Source organism: Clostridium tepidiprofundi DSM 19306, assembly GCF_001594005.1.
In the GTDB taxonomy this organism is placed as follows: Bacteria; Bacillota; Clostridia; order Clostridiales; family Clostridiaceae; genus Clostridium_AC; species Clostridium_AC tepidiprofundi.
In genome coordinates this window covers 1-16,630 of sequence record NZ_LTBA01000046.1, presented here as the reverse complement: position 1 = coordinate 16,630, position 16,630 = coordinate 1, and the positions used below count along the sequence as shown (strand labels likewise).

Annotated in this window: 13 protein-coding genes and 1 pseudogene; all 14 read left to right on the top strand. The window is 30.8% G+C overall.

Annotated features, from left to right (window positions below):
- The first annotated feature begins 376 nt into the window (after window positions 1-376).
- Window positions 377-1,249: a pyridoxamine kinase gene (locus CLTEP_RS11765; protein ID WP_066826928.1), complete on the top strand. Its 873-nt coding sequence runs from the start codon at window positions 377-379 to the stop codon at window positions 1,247-1,249.
- Between the two features lie 323 nt (window positions 1,250-1,572).
- Window positions 1,573-2,499 (top strand): aspartate carbamoyltransferase, encoded by a 927-nt coding sequence (gene pyrB, locus CLTEP_RS11760; protein WP_066826926.1) that lies wholly within the window; start codon window positions 1,573-1,575, stop codon window positions 2,497-2,499.
- A complete protein-coding gene (locus tag CLTEP_RS11755) occupies window positions 2,499-2,921 on the top strand; it encodes an aspartate carbamoyltransferase regulatory subunit (RefSeq protein ID WP_066826924.1) in 423 nt (140 codons plus the stop codon). Before pyrB ends, CLTEP_RS11755 begins: the two co-directional genes overlap by 1 nt.
- Before the next feature lie 16 nt (window positions 2,922-2,937).
- A complete protein-coding gene (locus CLTEP_RS11750) occupies window positions 2,938-4,149 on the top strand; it encodes a dihydroorotase (RefSeq protein ID WP_066826923.1) in 1,212 nt (403 codons plus the stop codon).
- Complete coding sequence (gene pyrF, locus CLTEP_RS11745) at window positions 4,136-4,990, top strand: orotidine-5'-phosphate decarboxylase (RefSeq protein ID WP_066826921.1); 855 nt, start codon at window positions 4,136-4,138, stop codon at window positions 4,988-4,990. The genes CLTEP_RS11750 and pyrF overlap by 14 nt, the downstream gene beginning before the upstream one ends.
- A 20-nt stretch (window positions 4,991-5,010) precedes the next feature.
- Entirely contained in the window at window positions 5,011-5,745 is a 735-nt protein-coding gene (locus CLTEP_RS11740) for a dihydroorotate dehydrogenase electron transfer subunit (protein ID WP_066826919.1), read from the top strand.
- Complete coding sequence (locus tag CLTEP_RS11735; RefSeq protein ID WP_066826917.1) at window positions 5,738-6,637, top strand: dihydroorotate dehydrogenase; 900 nt, start codon at window positions 5,738-5,740, stop codon at window positions 6,635-6,637. The genes CLTEP_RS11740 and CLTEP_RS11735 overlap by 8 nt, the downstream gene beginning before the upstream one ends.
- Before the next feature lie 87 nt (window positions 6,638-6,724).
- A complete protein-coding gene (pyrE, locus tag CLTEP_RS11730; protein ID WP_066826915.1) occupies window positions 6,725-7,291 on the top strand; it encodes an orotate phosphoribosyltransferase in 567 nt (188 codons plus the stop codon).
- Window positions 7,292-7,739: 448 nt separating this feature from the next.
- Entirely contained in the window at window positions 7,740-8,672 is a 933-nt protein-coding gene (locus CLTEP_RS11725; RefSeq protein WP_066826913.1) for a hypothetical protein, read from the top strand.
- Between the two features lie 84 nt (window positions 8,673-8,756).
- The gene (gene tig, locus CLTEP_RS11720; protein ID WP_066826910.1) at window positions 8,757-10,049 is read left to right on the top strand and encodes a trigger factor; all 1,293 of its coding nucleotides are present in this window, start codon (window positions 8,757-8,759) and stop codon (window positions 10,047-10,049) included.
- Window positions 10,050-10,138: 89 nt separating this feature from the next.
- The gene (gene clpP / locus CLTEP_RS11715) at window positions 10,139-10,723 is read left to right on the top strand and encodes an ATP-dependent Clp endopeptidase proteolytic subunit ClpP (protein ID WP_066826908.1); all 585 of its coding nucleotides are present in this window, start codon (window positions 10,139-10,141) and stop codon (window positions 10,721-10,723) included.
- Window positions 10,724-10,748: 25 nt separating this feature from the next.
- Complete coding sequence (clpX, locus tag CLTEP_RS11710; protein ID WP_066826905.1) at window positions 10,749-12,041, top strand: ATP-dependent Clp protease ATP-binding subunit ClpX; 1,293 nt, start codon at window positions 10,749-10,751, stop codon at window positions 12,039-12,041.
- A 189-nt stretch (window positions 12,042-12,230) separates the two neighbouring features.
- Entirely contained in the window at window positions 12,231-13,922 is a 1,692-nt protein-coding gene (gene lonB / locus CLTEP_RS11705) for an ATP-dependent protease LonB (protein WP_066826903.1), read from the top strand.
- Window positions 13,923-14,329: 407 nt separating this feature from the next.
- Window positions 14,330-16,339, top strand: a pseudogene (gene lon, locus CLTEP_RS11700) (endopeptidase La); the annotation flags it as partial.
- Between the last annotated feature and the right edge of the window lie 291 nt (window positions 16,340-16,630).

The following is a 16,630-nucleotide window of genomic DNA, read 5'->3' as shown; positions in this document are numbered from 1 at the left end:
ATTGCCTAAGTACACCTAGTAGGAAAGGCTTAGGTGATTAAAATATTTTGAGGAATGGGTAACTCCCATAATCTTGTAGGACTCTATTGGGATAATTGAACAATAGTGGCAAGACGAGATTTAGCAATGCTATCCTAGTGGTTGAATCCTGTGATACCACCATCTTATTGATCCAGTAAGGTGAAAAATTTAGACAGGTAAGATTGTCTGAATTTTAGAAATCAGGTTATACGAGGAATAATACTATATACAGAAAAATATTTAACAAAAAAGGTGAAATGATAAAAGATGAATTTATAACAGAGAATCATGCAATAATGACTTATCAGCCTTATTTGGAAACAGCACAAAATTATAATAATATGAGGTGAATAATATGAACAAGCCAGTAAAAAGAGTTGCAGCAATACATGATTTATCGGGATTTGGTAGAGCATCTTTGACAGCTATTATACCTATTTTATCAACCATGGGAATACAGGTTTGTCCAATGCCTACTGCGGTGCTTTCAAGTCACACAGGTGGATTTAATGGATACAGCTTTGTGGATTTAACTGATAGTATGATAGAATATAAAAATCATTGGAAACAATTGAACATAGATTTTGATTGTATATATAGTGGTTTTTTGGGTTCAACAAAACAAATAGATATTATTTCAGAGTTCATAGATGATTTTGGTACAGATGATAACATTGTTGTTGTCGATCCTGTAATGGGGGATAATGGTGAATTATACGATACTATGGATAGTGAAATGATTGTGAGTATGAAAAAATTAGTATGCAAGGCAGATATAATTACACCTAATTTTACAGAGGCTGTGTATTTGCTCGATAAAAATTATGATTTGAATATATCTGAAAAAGAAATTAAGGAATATCTAATTGAATTATCTAGTATGGGACCTGATGTTGTTATAATGACAAGTGTTCCAGAATCAAAAACGAGTAAAAATACAAGTGTTATTGCATACGACCGTAAAACAAATAAATTTTGGAAAGTGACTTGCAAATACATACCGGCTTATTTTCCGGGTACAGGGGATTGCTTTACTAGTGTAATAGTAGGTAGTTTGCTTCAGGGTGATAGTTTACCTATAGCATTGGATAGGGGAGTGCAATTCATAACAGCGTGTATAAGAGCAAGTTATGGTTTTGATTATCCTCATAGAGAAGGTGTTTTATTGGAGAGAGTGCTCCAAAATCTGAATATGCCTGTTATGGTAAGCAGTTATGAGTTGATATAACTTATACCACCCCAGGGGTGTAATATTTTACATATATATAAAATATTACACCCCTGGGGTGAAATTTGTGCTTGACTACATTCATATTTTGTAGTATAGTGTAGTAAGAATTAAATAGAGTATCCTTTAAGTTGGCCCTGTGAGGTCGAAAAGGAAGAGTGATTGTGCAGTATTAATGCTTGGTACATTTTACGCAATGATGTTGCAAAAATATGTGCTATGATTTGTACTACTTTGAGTTGCGATTATGCCTTCCTTTTTAAGGAAGGCTTTTTATATACCTTTAAATCTAGTCCAGAGAGACTAAAAAGGAGGAGTTTATAATGTTAAAAGGAAAACACTTAATTGATCCAATGGATTTTACTGTTGAGGAATTAGACGAAATATTTGAGTTTGCAGAAAGAATAATTCAAAATCCTAGTGAATACTCACATATTTGTGAAGGAAAGTTATTAGCTACTCTATTTTACGAACCAAGTACAAGAACGAGATTGAGTTTTGAAGCAGCTATGCTTAGATTAGGAGGAAAGGTACTTGGATTTTCACAAGCTAATTCAAGTTCAGCTGCAAAGGGTGAAAGTGTTGCAGATACCATAAGGACTGTTGAATGTTATGCTGATATTGCAGCAATGAGACATCCTAAGGAAGGTGCTCCTAAAATAGCTTCTATGTATGCAAGCATTCCAGTTATAAACGCTGGAGATGGAGGTCATCAACATCCAACTCAAACACTTACGGATCTACTTACCATAAGAAATCTAAAGAAACAATTATCAAATCTTACAATAGGAGTTTGTGGCGACTTAAAATTCGGTAGAACAGTTCACTCTTTAATAAAAGCCATGTCTAGATATGAAGATAACAAGTTCATTCTGATTTCACCAAATGAATTAAAAATCCCAGAATATATTAAGAAAGAAGTACTTGAAAAAAATAATATAGAATTTTTAGAAGTAGAAAAATTGGAAGATGTAATAGACAAGTTAGATATTTTGTACATGACAAGAGTACAGAGAGAAAGATTCTTCAATGAAGAGGATTATGTTAGACTTAGAGATAGCTATATATTAGATAAAAAGAAAATGGAAAATGCTAAAAAAGATATGATAGTTTTACACCCTCTACCAAGAGTAAATGAAATATCAATAGAAGTAGATAAAGATGAAAGAGCATGTTATTTTAAACAAGCAAAATACGGTATGTTTGTGAGAATGGCATTAATTGCAAAATTGTTGGGGGTGGATAAATAATGATAACAATAAATAGCATAAAAAAAGGTATAGTTATTGATCATATTAAGGCAGGATTAGGAATAAAGATATTTAATTATCTTGGTTTAGATAAGGCTGGGTATTCGGTTGCACTTATAATCAATGCTGACAGTAAAAAACTCGGCAAAAAAGATATAATAAAAATTGATAATGAAATAGATTTGGATTTTAATGTGTTAGGCTTTATAGATCCTAATATAACTATAAACATAATTGAAGGCGAAAATATAATGAGAAAGATACAATTAAATCTTCCTGAAAGAGTTGAAAATGTTATTAAATGCAATAATCCAAGATGTATAACTTCTATAGAACAGGAGATTACTCACAAATTTTATCTTGTTGATAGAAAAAAAGGATTGTATAGATGTGAGTATTGTGATGAGATTCATAAACTTTAAATAATAGGGTGATTTTATGGAAATATTAATCAAGAAAGCAAGAATTGTTGATGCTTTTAATGACTTTTCAGCTGATATATACATTAAGGATGGAATTATATCAGAGATAGGTTGTAATATAAACAAAGATTGTATATATATTGATGCTTCAGAAAAAGTAATTTTGCCATCATTAATAGAGATGCATTGCCATTTTAGAGATCCTGGTTACACATATAAAGAAGATATTTTGACAGGAAGTATGGCTGCTGTAAAGGGTGGTTATACTGCTGTGAATTTAATGGCAAATACCAAACCAGTGTGCAGTAGTATGGATATTGTTGATTATGTTTTAAATAAAGCTAGAGAGATAAATTTGATAGATATTAATCAAGTTGTATCAATAACAGAAAATAGCGATGGTAAAAGCATTAAGCATTTAGATAAAATTGATAGCAAAGTTAAATTTATTTCTGATGATGGCAAAGGTGTATGTGATGATAAGATTATGTATGATGCTATGATTAAGGCAAATGAAAAAGATTTAACCATAATTTCACATGCGGAAGCACAAGAATTATCGGAAATAGATATGAGATTAGCAGAAAATGTTATGACAGCTAGGGATATAGCATTAAGTGAAATAACTAATTGCAAACTTCATATGGCGCATGTTAGCACTAAAGAAGCAATTAACTATATTATTGAAGCAAAAAAAAGAGGAGTAAATGTTACATGTGAGGTTACTCCTCATCATATTGCACTAAATGATAAAACAGAATACAGGGTTAATCCTCCACTTAGAAATGAAGAAGATGTAAATGCACTGATTGATGCAATAAAAGATGGATGGGTTGATGTTATAGCTACAGATCATGCTCCCCATACAAATGAAGATAAGCTCAATGGTTCACCGGGTATATCTGGTATTGAAACAGCATTTTCAGTTTGTTACACAAAACTTGTAAAGGAAAATAGTATTTCTTTAAGTGAATTATCTAAGCTTATGTCACTAAATCCTGCACGAATGATGGGTTTAAATAAAGGAAGAATTCAAATTGGATATGATGGTGACTTAATATTAGTAGACTTAAAGAAAAAATACAAAATAGAAACTAAAAATTTTAAATCAAAGGGTAAAAATACACCATTTGAGGGAAAAGAAGTATATGGTGAAATCGTTGCAACAATTAGAAAAGGAAGAATTGTATACCAAAATGGGGAGGTAATTATTGATGATTATAGATAGGCTATATGAAAACGTTCAAAAATTAGGGAATGTATGTATAGGACTAGATACTGACATAGCATATATACCAGAATGGTTTTTAAAGAAATTTATTTCTTACGAAGATGCGGTTTTTGAATTCAATAAGAAGATTATCGATGCAACAATAGATATAGCAGCATGTTATAAGGTACAAATAGCTTACTATGAAGCGTACGGAATAGAAGGGTTAAATGCTTACAAAAAAACATTAGAGTATTTGAGAAATTCAAATACAATTATTATTGCTGATATTAAAAGGGGCGACATAGCTAAAACAGCAGAAATGTATGCTAAAGCACATTTTGAAGGTGATTTTGAAAGCGATTTTATAACAATAAATCCATACATGGGAATGGATAGCATAAGTCCATATATTAAATACATTGAAAAACATGAAAAAGGATTATTTGCCTTAGTTAGAACATCCAATAAAGGTGCAGAAGATATACAGTATATAGAATCTGAATCTGGAAGTAAAGTTTATGATATAGTAGGACACAAAATTCATGAATTAGGGGAACAGTTTAAAGGAGAGTGCGGATATAGTTCTATAGGAGGAGTAGTTGGATGTACTCATGCAGATGATGCATTGAGAATACGAGAAGAGCTTAAAAATATGTTTTTCTTAATTCCAGGTTATGGTGCTCAAGGTGGAAAAGGTGACGATGTTAAACTTTACTTAAAAAATGGTAACGGTGGAATAGTAAATTCATCTAGAGGAATACTTTTAGCTTATAAAAAGTTTGGAGATAAAGAATTATTATTCGATGAATGTGCAAGGAAAGCGGCAATAATGATGAGAGACGATATTCTAAATTAAAAAATAAGGGATGATGATGTTTGATTTGTTCTGTTGAAAAAATATTAGATAATGTAGAGATTAGAAAAGGTATTTTTAAAATTTCAATTGAAGGGAAATATGAAGCGAAGCCCGGTCAGTTTTATATGTTAAAGGTTGAAGGGGAAAACATACTCCTCCCAAGACCAATAAGCGTATATGATTGTACAGAAAATTATATTTCTTTTCTGTATGCAGTTGTTGGAAAAGGAACAAATGTTATGAGCAAGCTTTCTAAAGGGGATAATATACAGATAATGGGGCCTTTGGGGAACGGTTTCGAAGTTGATAAAATTCAGGGGAAAATTGCTATTATTTCGGGTGGAATAGGAATAGCACCATTGCATTTTTTAGTAAAAAAAATCAATAATTCAACCATAGATTTTTATGCTGGTTTTAAAACTGTGGATTATACTGTGGATAATGTGGAAAAATATGTAAATAATATATATTTATCCACAGAAAATGGAAGCAAAGGGTACAAAGGATATATTACTGATATTTTTTATCCAGAAAAGTATGATTTGGTTATTTGCTGCGGACCTAAGATAATGATGGAAAAGGTTGTAAAAATGTGTGTAAATAAAAATATACCAGTACTTGTATCAATGGAAAACAGAATGGCATGTGGAATTGGAGCGTGTCTAGTATGTACCTGTAAAACTAAGGAAGGCAATTTAAGAGTTTGCAAGGATGGTCCAGTTTTTAGAGGAGAGGATTTGATTTTAAATGATTAATATAGATTTGTGCGGTGTAAATTTTAAAAATCCTGTTATAGCTGCTTCTGGTACATTTGGATTTGGAGAAGAGTATAATGAATTGTTTGATGTTTCAAAACTAGGGGGCATATCTTGTAAAGGACTTACCATAAATAAAAAAGAGGGTAATTATGGAATAAGGATATATGAAACAAATGGGGGAATATTGAATAGCGTTGGGCTTCAAAATCCAGGAATTGAATGTTTCATAAATGAAAAGTTACCTGTAATGAAAAAATATGATACTGCTATTATTGCAAATCTAGGGGGAGGAAGTATTGAGGAATATTTAGCAGGGTGTGAAAAGCTAAACAATACAGATGTTGATATTATCGAATTAAACATATCTTGTCCAAATGTTAAGAGCGGAGGAATGGCATTCGGAATAAAATCGAGTACAGCATATGATGTTGTTGATAAGGTTAGAAAAGTATGCAAAAAGCCACTAATGGTAAAGCTTTCTCCTAATGCTGAAAATATTATTGATATGGCACAAAAGTGCTGCTTGGCAGGTGCAGATGCAATATCACTTGTTAATACATTTAATGCACTTGTTATAGATGTAAAAAATAGAAAACCCATATTCAACAATATTACTGCAGGATATTCGGGTCCACCTATTAAGCCTATTGCACTCAGAATGGTGTATGAAGTTTGTAAAAATGTAGATGTCCCTGTAGTTGGAATGGGAGGTATAATGAATGCAGAAGATGCTATTGAATTTATAATGGTTGGTGCGACAGCAATACAAGTTGGAACTGCAAACTTTGTTAAACCGGATATTTGTATAGATATAATTAATGGGATAGAAGAATATATGAAAAAAGAAGGAATTAAGGATTTAAGTGAAATAAGAGGAATTATAAAGTGAACTCGTTTTGCTGAAGCAAAATCTTCAATCTCCCACTTATAGAAATGGGAGTCTTGTAAAATCGATAAAAACTGGAGGTACAAATTAATGAAAATAGATGTTTTAGAAATATTAAAAGAATGTGGAGCTTTATTGGAAGGACATTTTTTACTATCATCAGGTAGACATAGCAATAAATATTGTCAGTGTGCAAAATTATTGCAATATCCAGATAAAGCAGAACAAGTGATTAGCGTTATAACTGAAAAAATTAGAGATTTGGATTTTGATGTAATTGTAGGTCCTGCAATGGGAGGGATTATTCCAGCATATGAATTGGCAAGACAAACGGGCAAAAAAGCAATTTTCACAGAACGTGTTGATGGAAATATGACTCTAAGAAGAGGTTTTGAAATAGAAAAAGGGCAAAAAATACTGATTGTTGAAGATGTAATTACGACTGGAAAATCTTCATTAGAAACTGTTGAAGTAGTAAAAGAGTTTGGTGGAGAAGTAGTCGGAATGGCATGTATAGTAGATAGAAAAAGCAGCAATATTGAATACAAAATTTATAGTGCTGTTGAGTTGTATATCGAAAGTTATGTATCAGAAGAATGTATTCTATGTAAAAAAGGTATTGAGTATGTTAAACCTGGAAGTCGTAATATAAAATAATATTTCAATTACATACAATTCCAGTGAAATTTTTAATTTCGATGGAATTGTAATTTTGTTATTAAGGAAAAGTTCTAGTACAATATACTAGAATATACCACCTCTGCGTGAGTAGGTGGTGAGTAGTTCACTGCTATATTCTTCCCTCCTAATAGATTGCAAAGTGAACTCGTTTTGCTAAAGAAAAACATCGGGACTTCAGGTGGAGACTCTACTCCACCTGAAGCAAAAGCTTCAATCTCCCACTTATAGAAGTGGGAGTCTTGTAAAATCGATAAAAAGTCTGCAAATTTTCCTAGAAATGGTATAGAGATACTTAAAGAATAAAATCATTTTCTAAGAATTGATGAGTATTTCATAAAAATTCAAAATAACCCATCAAATTGGTTACTATTTTATTCAAAATAAGTTATAATATTAGTAGATTTTTTTATTTGGAGGGATTTTAATGTCAAAGCCAAGTATATTTAGTAGGGATTATGAAAAAATTATGAAACGTAGAAGAAGACGTAACATAATTTCAATAATAATAATAATTTTACTAATAGGGATTGTTTTAATATACTTTAAATGTGATAATAAATTTGGTGATATTAAAATATTGAATAGATTGACGAGTGTTACTAAAATATTCAAAACTGAAAAATTATATTTGACATCTAATAAAAAAATCAATGACAGGAGCAATAATAAAAACAATGATTTAAAAAATAATAAAAACAATGATTTAAAAAATAATAAAAACAATGATTTAAAAAATAATGAAAACAATGATTTAAAAAACAGTGATGATAAGGAAAATAAAAATACAGAAGAAATAAACAATGATGAAGAAGACTCTCCACAAAATATTAATACAGTAAAGTTTTCTCTTACAGATGGACAAAATATAGAAGCTTCATTTTATATTGTTGATGGTAAAAGATACTTTAGTAAAATTGATAGTAATAACGATATTTCTTTTGATTTTAGTCCTTCAAGAAAAGGATTGGTTTTATGTAGCCTTAAAAATCAAGATATGTTTTATGCTACAGCTGATGGCAGTTTGATAGAAATAACTAAGGAGAAATATGTTTCGTCTTCGAAAAAAGAGTATCCTAAATATGAAGAATTGAAAAAGAATCCCAAATATATTTGGCATAAAGATCCTAAATTTATAGATGAATATAATATAGCTTATGTAAGTGAATTACCTTGGATAGATGATAGACATATAAACTATCTGTGGGTATATAATTTAAAAAGTAAGAAACACAGGTATATAAGCAATACAAAACTGCAAGGACATAAAATTATTTTAAAAGAATTGCATGGTGATTTTCTAAATTTGTTAGTTGATGGTAAGAGTTTCGAAATCGATTCTGAAGGAATAATAAAATAGTTTAAAACCTAGTTATTGTATAGGAAAAACCTTTATGTTATAATAAGTAAGTTAATAAGCATATGTGAGTAGGAGGAATACACAATGGACGTTAAGATTGAAAAAAAAGAAAAGAATATTGTAAGACTAGAAATCACAGTAGAAGCAGAAAAATTTAACGAGGCTTTAAGAAAATCATACTTCAAGAATGCAAAGAAATTTAACATACCTGGATTTAGAAAAGGAAAAGCTCCTATGAGTATCATCAAAAGATACTATGGTGAAGGAGTGTTTTATGAAGATGCTATTAATTTTTGCTGCGATGATACATACCCAAAAGCAATAAAAGAAAATGACATAAAGGTTGTTGACTATCCACAGATTGATATAGTTCAAATTGGAGAAGGAAAAGACTTTATCTATTCTGCAGAAGTTGCAGTATATCCTGAAGTGACTTTAGGAGAATACAATGGTGTTGAAGTGAAAAAAGTAGAGTATAATGTTACAGATGAAGATGTGGAAAATAAATTAAAACAAGTTCAGGATCAAAATTCAAGAATTGAAGAAAAAAATGACGGAGAAATTGAAAACGGAGATATTGTTACAATTGATTTCAAAGGATTCATTGAAGGAGAAGCATTTGAAGGTGGAGAAGCAAGTGACTATGAACTTGAGGTTGGTTCAAAATCATTCATAGATACTTTTGAAGAACAGTTGATTGGAATGAAAGTAGGGGATTCTAAAGAAATAAATGTTACTTTCCCAGAAGAATATGGCAGAGAAGACTTGAATGGCAAACCTGCTGTTTTCAAAGTAACAGTTAAAGGAATCAAGAGAAAGGAATTGCCTGCTTTAGATGATGAATTTGCAAAGGAAGTATCTGAGTTTGATACATTAGAAGAATACAAGAATGATATAAGAAAAAATATTCAGGAGGCAAATGAGGCAAAAGCAAAGAGAGAATATGAGGAAGCTGTTATAGATGCAGTTTGTGCTAATGCTGAAGTTGATATTCCAGAAGCTATGATTAATAAAGAAATAGATTACATGATTAAAGACTTAGAAATGAGATTAAAATACCAAGGGCTAGATCTTAAAATTTATTATGCATTTACTAATACTTCAGAAGAAAAAGTTAGAGAGTATATGAAAGAAAATGCAGAGAAAAAGGTTAAGACAGAAGTAGTACTTGATGCAATTGCTAATAAGGAAAATATAGAAGTATCTGATGAAGAAATACTTGATAAGGCAAAGGAAATTGCTAAAATGTATGGTGACAAAGAAATAGATAAAGCAGCTGAGATGATTGCTAAATCTCAGAGAGAATTATTAAAAACAGATGTAATAAATGAAAAAGTTGTTGAAATGTTGGTTAAAAATAGTAAAACTATAGCATAATATAAACAAAGATAAATTGCCAGATATATTCTGGCAATTTTTGAACAATTAAATTTTTAATGAAAGTATAATTTTAAGGAGGGGATAACATGAGTTTAGTACCTGTTGTTGTTGAACAAACTAATAGAGGAGAAAGATCATATGATATTTATTCTAGGTTATTGAAAGATAGAATAATATTTTTGGGGGAAGAAGTTAATGATGTTAGTGCAAATTTAGTTGTTGCACAGATGTTATTTTTAGAAGCTGAAAATCCAGATAAAGATATTTATCTCTACATAAATAGTCCAGGAGGGTCAATAACTGCTGGAATGGCTATTTACGATACAATGCAATATATAAAGCCTGATGTTTCAACAATATGTGTAGGATTAGCAGCATCGATGGGAGCATTTTTATTAACTGCTGGTGCTAAGGGAAAAAGATTTGCTCTTCCTAATAGCGAGATTATGATACATCAACCATTAGGAGGATTCCAAGGTCAAGCAACTGATATAGATATTCATGCGAAGAGAATATTAAGAACAAAAGAGAACTTAAATAAAATTTTGAGTGAAAGAACAGGTCAGCCGCTCGAAAAGATTAAGCAGGACGTTGAGAGAGATTACTTTATGAGTGCTGTTGAAGCTCAAAAATATGGATTAATTGATGAAGTAATTACTAAGAAAAAATAGCAAAAACTCATAGAGAGGTGTAAAGATGCCAAAATTTGATGATAAGAAACAATTAAAGTGTTCATTTTGTGGTAAAACACAAGATCAGGTAAGGAGATTAATTGCGGGTCCAGGAGTTTATATCTGTGATGAGTGTATAGAGCTTTGCTCAGAAATAATTACAGATGAATTTGATGATGATATACAGATTGACATGGAATCATTACCTAAGCCTGTTGATATCAAGAATTATCTTGATCAGTACGTTATAGGCCAAGAAGAAGCAAAGAAATCACTTTCTGTTGCGGTTTATAATCACTATAAAAGAATTCGTTTAAATGTTAATACGGATGATGTAGAACTTCAAAAAAGCAATATTCTTATGTTAGGACCTACAGGTTCAGGTAAGACTCTTTTAGCACAGACATTAGCAAAATTTTTGAATGTTCCTTTTGCTATTGCAGATGCTACTACTTTAACTGAAGCTGGATATGTAGGAGAAGATGTTGAGAATATTTTGTTAAAATTAATACAAAATGCAGACTATGATGTAGAAAGAGCTGAAAAAGGAATTATATATATTGACGAGATCGATAAGATTGCTAGAAAAACTGAAAATCCATCCATTACAAGAGATGTATCTGGTGAAGGCGTTCAGCAGGCATTATTAAAGATTTTGGAGGGTACTGTTGCTTCTGTACCACCACAGGGCGGAAGAAAACATCCTCATCAAGAATTTATTCAGATAAATACATCCAATATACTGTTTATATGTGGTGGAGCGTTTGATGGATTGGATAAGATAATAGAGAAAAGAACAAGAAGAAGCAGTATGGGATTTGGTGCAAAAATACAGTCAAAAACTGAAAAGGATATTGGTGAAATATTCAAAGAAATAATGCCAGAAGATTTATTGAAATTTGGATTAATACCTGAATTTGTTGGAAGAGTACCGATAGTTGTTACACTTGATTCTCTTACAGAAAAAACTCTTGTAAGAATACTAAAAGAACCTAAAAATTCTTTAGTAAAGCAATATCAGAAGCTTCTTGAAATGGATAATGTTAAATTAGAATTTGAAGATGAAGCTTTGCTAAAAATAGCTAAGGAAGCTATTTCAAGAAATACAGGAGCGAGAGGGTTAAGAGCGATAATTGAAGAAATAATGAAAGACATAATGTTTGAAGTACCATCTAATGAAAAAGTTTGTAAAGTTATTATAAATAGCGATACTGTAGAAAATAAGAAGCCTGAATTGGTTTTGACTGAAGATGAAAAAAGAAAACCTTTAAAGTTACAAAAACACAGTAAAACTTTAAAGGGTCCGGAAACTGCATAAATGAGAAGGAGTTGTCCATAATTAGGATAGCTCCTTTTAAATTTGTATTTTGTGTTTATATGGTAAATTTATATTAAACAATTTTAGCTTACAGGAATATTCTGAATTACAATTGTACATAATATAAGAGGCTAGGTATATTTTTCTAATGCAAGTAAATATTAAAATATTATGTCTGAAGGTGATTGTATGGTATGGAATATTGTTTTTGCTATTGAATTGTTTTTTTCAATCATTATAGGTATGTATTTTTTAAATGCTCTAAAGGGTCAACAGCGAAATAAAATTGTTGTGAACAAAGAAAGTAGCAAAGAACTTGAAAATTTAAAGAGAATGAGAAATATGAGACTTACTGAACCATTAACCGAAAAGAGTAGACCATCAAGCTTTGATGAGGTTATTGGTCAAGAGAAGGGAATAGAGGCACTTAAAGCTGCTATTTGTGGCCCTAATCCGCAGCATGTTATAATATATGGACCACCTGGAGTGGGTAAGACAGCTGCTGCAAGATTGGTGCTTGAGTATGCTAAAACAAAAGAATTTTCTCCATTTTCAAGAGAAGCTAAATTCATAGAAATTGATGCAACTACTGTTAGATTTGATGATAGAGGAATTGCAGATCCGCTAATAGGTTCTGTACATGATCCTATATATCAAGGGGCGGGTCCACTAGGGGCAATTGGTGTGCCACAGCCAAAGCCAGGTGCAGTAACGAAAGCACATGGTGGAATATTGTTCATTGATGAAATTGGAGAACTTCATCCAATTGAACTCAACAAATTATTAAAGGTAATGGAAGACAGGAAAGTATATTTAGAAAGTGCATACTATAATTCTGAAAATAACAATATGCCTATATATATAAGAGAGGTTTTTGAGAATGGATTACCAGCAGATTTTAGGCTGATAGGAGCTACAACTAGGAGACCAGAGGAAATAAATCCTGCTATAAGATCGAGATGTATAGAAATATTTTTTAAAGCTTTACTTCCAGATGAAATTGAAAAGATTGCATTAAATGCTGTAACCAAAGTGGGTATTAAGATGGAAAAAGAAGCATATAAGATAGTAGGCAGGTACACAACTAATGGTAGGGATGCAGTCAATCTTGTACAGTTAGCTTGTGGTATAGCTATAAATGATGAAAGAGAAGAGGTTAGTAGAGAAGATATTGAATGGGTGATTGAGAATGGGCAATATTCTCCTAGACCTGATAAAAAAATTAATGATAGCCCTCAAATTGGATATGTAAATGGGCTTGCAGTATATGGTGCAAATATGGGAGCGATTATGGAAATCGAAGCAAGTGCAAAAAAGAATAAATTTAATAAGGGTAAAATGAATATAACAGGTATCATTGAAGAAGAAGAAATTTCTATGTTTAATAAAAAAATGAGGAGAAAGAGTACTGCTATGTGTTCAGTGGAAAATGTTATTACAGTTCTAGAGGACGTATTTAACATTTCTTGTTCAGAATATGATATTCATGTTAATTTTCCAGGAGGTATGCCAGTAGATGGACCATCGGCAGGAATAAGTATCACAACAGCAATATATAGTGCTATAAATAGAGTACCTGTAGATAATAAAGTAGCAATGACTGGAGAGATATCGATTCATGGTAATGTCAAGCCTATAGGTGGAATAAGTGCAAAAATACAGGCTGCACAGAAAGCAGGAGTTAAAAAAGTAATAATTCCTAAGGAGAATTGGCAGGATTCATTTAAGGATATTCATGGAATAGAGATTATACAAGTTTCAAACATAAAGGAAGTAATTTTAGAGGCTATATTAAAAGATGATATTAACATTAACACTACAGTAAATAGCGATATAAAGAATGATGTTGATATGTTAACAGCTAAAGCTTTGAAAGCATGATATTGAAAAAAGATTATTTTATGGTTATAATATATAGGTTGAAGTATATCTACGATTCTCTTGAGAAAATTTTACATTTTGTATTAACTTTGAAGTTTATCAATGTATATTAGTGTATTTGGTATTTGAAAATAGTTATATTTTAAAAGTATGTTTTACAATAATGAGTTAATATTAACTTCAGTTAGAATACTTTTCTATCTGAAGTTTTGGTGTTTTATCAATTATATAGTATTTTTACTTATATAAGTAGTATGATGAAGTTTTTGATTTAGATGGAGTAGAGTCTCCGCTTGAAGTTCCGATGTTTTGCTTTAAGCAAAATGAATTTGCTTTGATGAGATTATTTAATTGAAATAAGATTGGTGTACATAAAATATATATTACAGCTGAAGGGGGTATAATGAATGGATAAGGATATTAAGAGCTTTACTATGATTCCACTGAGAGGCATAACTATTTTTCCTAATATGGTTTTGCATTTTGACGTTGGAAGAAAGAAATCAATACGTGCACTTGAAGAAGCTATGATAGATAGTCAAGAGATATTTTTATCTGCACAAAAAGAAGCAATTATAGAAGAACCTGGTGAGCAAGATATACATAAATATGGAACTATATGTGATATAAAACAAATATTGAAATTACCTGGAAATACGATTAGAGTATTAGTTGAAGGAAAATGCAGAGGTAAAATAGTAGAATATGAGAGTACTGAGCCTTTTTTTAAAGTTCAAGTTGTTGAAGTAGAGGATGTTTTAAAAGAGAATGAAGAAAACAAAAGAGAAGCATTAGTTCGTTCTGTTAAAAAGTCATTTGAAAAGTACATAAAATTACTAGGTAACATTGGTCCAGAGGCCATTATCAGTTTAGAAGAGCTAGATGAAAATAATTTTGTAGATAGTGTTGCTTCATATTTGATACTTAATCAAGAAGCAAAGCAAGAACTTCTTCAGATAGAGGATGCATGCGAAAGGTTGGAAAAACTTTTAACAATAATTGAAAATGAAAACTCGATATTAAGTATTGAAAAGAAAATTGGCATGAAAGTTAAGAAAAAAATAGATAAGAGTCAAAAGGAATATTTTTTACGTGAACAAATGAAAGTTATTCAAGAAGAATTAGGCGAAGAAGATGAAAGTAAAAAGGAAATTGCTGAGTATCAAAGAAAAATTGATAAAGCTAGATTGCCTAAGGTAGTTAAAGAAAAGGCTATTTATGAATTAAACAGGTTGAAGGGAATGGGAAATTATTCACCAGAGAGTTCTGTGATTAGAACTTATTTGGATTGGATTATTGAACTTCCATGGAATAAATTAACAAAAGATAATCTCGATATTAAAAAAGTTAGAAAAGTGTTAGATGATGAACATTATGGTTTAAAGGATGTAAAAGATAGAATTATTGAATATTTAGCAGTAAGGAAGATAAGCAAGACTCTTAGAGGACCTATATTATGCTTAGTTGGTCCACCGGGGGTAGGTAAAACTTCAATAGCTAAATCGATAGCTAATGCATTAAATAGAAATTTTGTTAGAATGTCTTTAGGTGGAGTAAGAGATGAATCAGAAATAAGAGGGCATAGAAAGACATATGTTGGAGCTATACCTGGAAGAATAATTTATTCAATGAGACAAGCTAAATCAAGAAATCCATTGTTTTTGTTAGATGAAATAGATAAAATGAGTAATGATTTCAGAGGAGATCCGGCAGATGCTCTGTTGGAAGTTTTAGATGGTGAGCAAAATAGCACATTTAGAGATCATTATCTTGAATTAGATTTTGATTTATCTAAGGTATTATTTGTTACAACGGCTAATAGGCTAGATACAATACCATTACCGCTATTGGATAGAATGGAGATTATTGAAGTTTCAGGGTATACATATGAAGAAAAATTAAATATTGCTAAAAAATACTTAGTGCCAAAAAAACTTAAAGAACATAATATTGATTCCGATAAGATTAAGTTTTCAGATAATTCATTGAAGCATATAATTAATTATTATACAAGGGAATCGGGTGTAAGAGATTTAGAAAGAAAAATATCTTCTGTTATAAGAAAGAGTATTACTGAAATACTTGAAAAGGATAAAAAGAGTATATTGATATCTGTAAATCAGGTTAGAAAATACTTAGGAGCGGAAATATATAATTATGACATTATAGATAAAACAGATAAGGTTGGTATAGTGACAGGACTTGCATGGACAGCATATGGTGGCGATACACTTCCAGTAGAAGTAAGTGTTATGAATGGAAATGGTAAACTTGAACTTACAGGTCAATTGGGAGAGGTTATGCAAGAGTCAGCTAGAGCTGGATATAGTTACGTTAGAGCACATGCTCATGAATACAAAATAGATGATGAATTTTACAAAAATAAAGATATACATATTCATGTCAGAGATTTCGCATCAAAATTCCAGTTAAAAATTTGTTTTTACTAAAATTTGTTTTTTTAACATTTACTTGAATAACTGGGAAGCCTGCAAACCGATAGGCCTTAAAAATAGTTACACCTCCCCCTACCCCAAGAAATTTTAATAATTAATTTCCAGTTTTGTTTTTAAATTATGTTTTAGCAAATATTGGATTAATCCAGTCTTCTTCTATAGTAAATCTTTCATCTCTTATATCTTCAATAATATCTATTTGTAACATTCGTTTTTTTCTAAAACCTCTAATACATCTAAAGAAATATAATT

Excerpts from the sequence above, each read along its gene's own strand:
- CLTEP_RS11765 (WP_066826928.1), top strand. The coding sequence starts at position 377 with ATGAACAAGCCAGTAAAAAGAGTTGCAGCAATACATGATTTATCGGGA.
- pyrB (WP_066826926.1), top strand. The coding sequence starts at position 1,573 with ATGTTAAAAGGAAAACACTTAATTGATCCAATGGATTTTACTGTTGAG.
- CLTEP_RS11755 (WP_066826924.1), top strand. The coding sequence starts at position 2,499 with ATGATAACAATAAATAGCATAAAAAAAGGTATAGTTATTGATCATATT.
- CLTEP_RS11750 (WP_066826923.1), top strand. The coding sequence starts at position 2,938 with ATGGAAATATTAATCAAGAAAGCAAGAATTGTTGATGCTTTTAATGAC.
- pyrF (WP_066826921.1), top strand. The coding sequence starts at position 4,136 with ATGATTATAGATAGGCTATATGAAAACGTTCAAAAATTAGGGAATGTA.
- CLTEP_RS11735 (WP_066826917.1), top strand. The coding sequence starts at position 5,738 with ATGATTAATATAGATTTGTGCGGTGTAAATTTTAAAAATCCTGTTATA.
- pyrE (WP_066826915.1), top strand. The coding sequence starts at position 6,725 with ATGAAAATAGATGTTTTAGAAATATTAAAAGAATGTGGAGCTTTATTG.
- CLTEP_RS11725 (WP_066826913.1), top strand. The coding sequence starts at position 7,740 with ATGTCAAAGCCAAGTATATTTAGTAGGGATTATGAAAAAATTATGAAA.
- tig (WP_066826910.1), top strand. The coding sequence starts at position 8,757 with ATGGACGTTAAGATTGAAAAAAAAGAAAAGAATATTGTAAGACTAGAA.
- clpP (WP_066826908.1), top strand. The coding sequence starts at position 10,139 with ATGAGTTTAGTACCTGTTGTTGTTGAACAAACTAATAGAGGAGAAAGA.
- clpX (WP_066826905.1), top strand. The coding sequence starts at position 10,749 with ATGCCAAAATTTGATGATAAGAAACAATTAAAGTGTTCATTTTGTGGT.
- lonB (WP_066826903.1), top strand. The coding sequence starts at position 12,231 with ATGGTATGGAATATTGTTTTTGCTATTGAATTGTTTTTTTCAATCATT.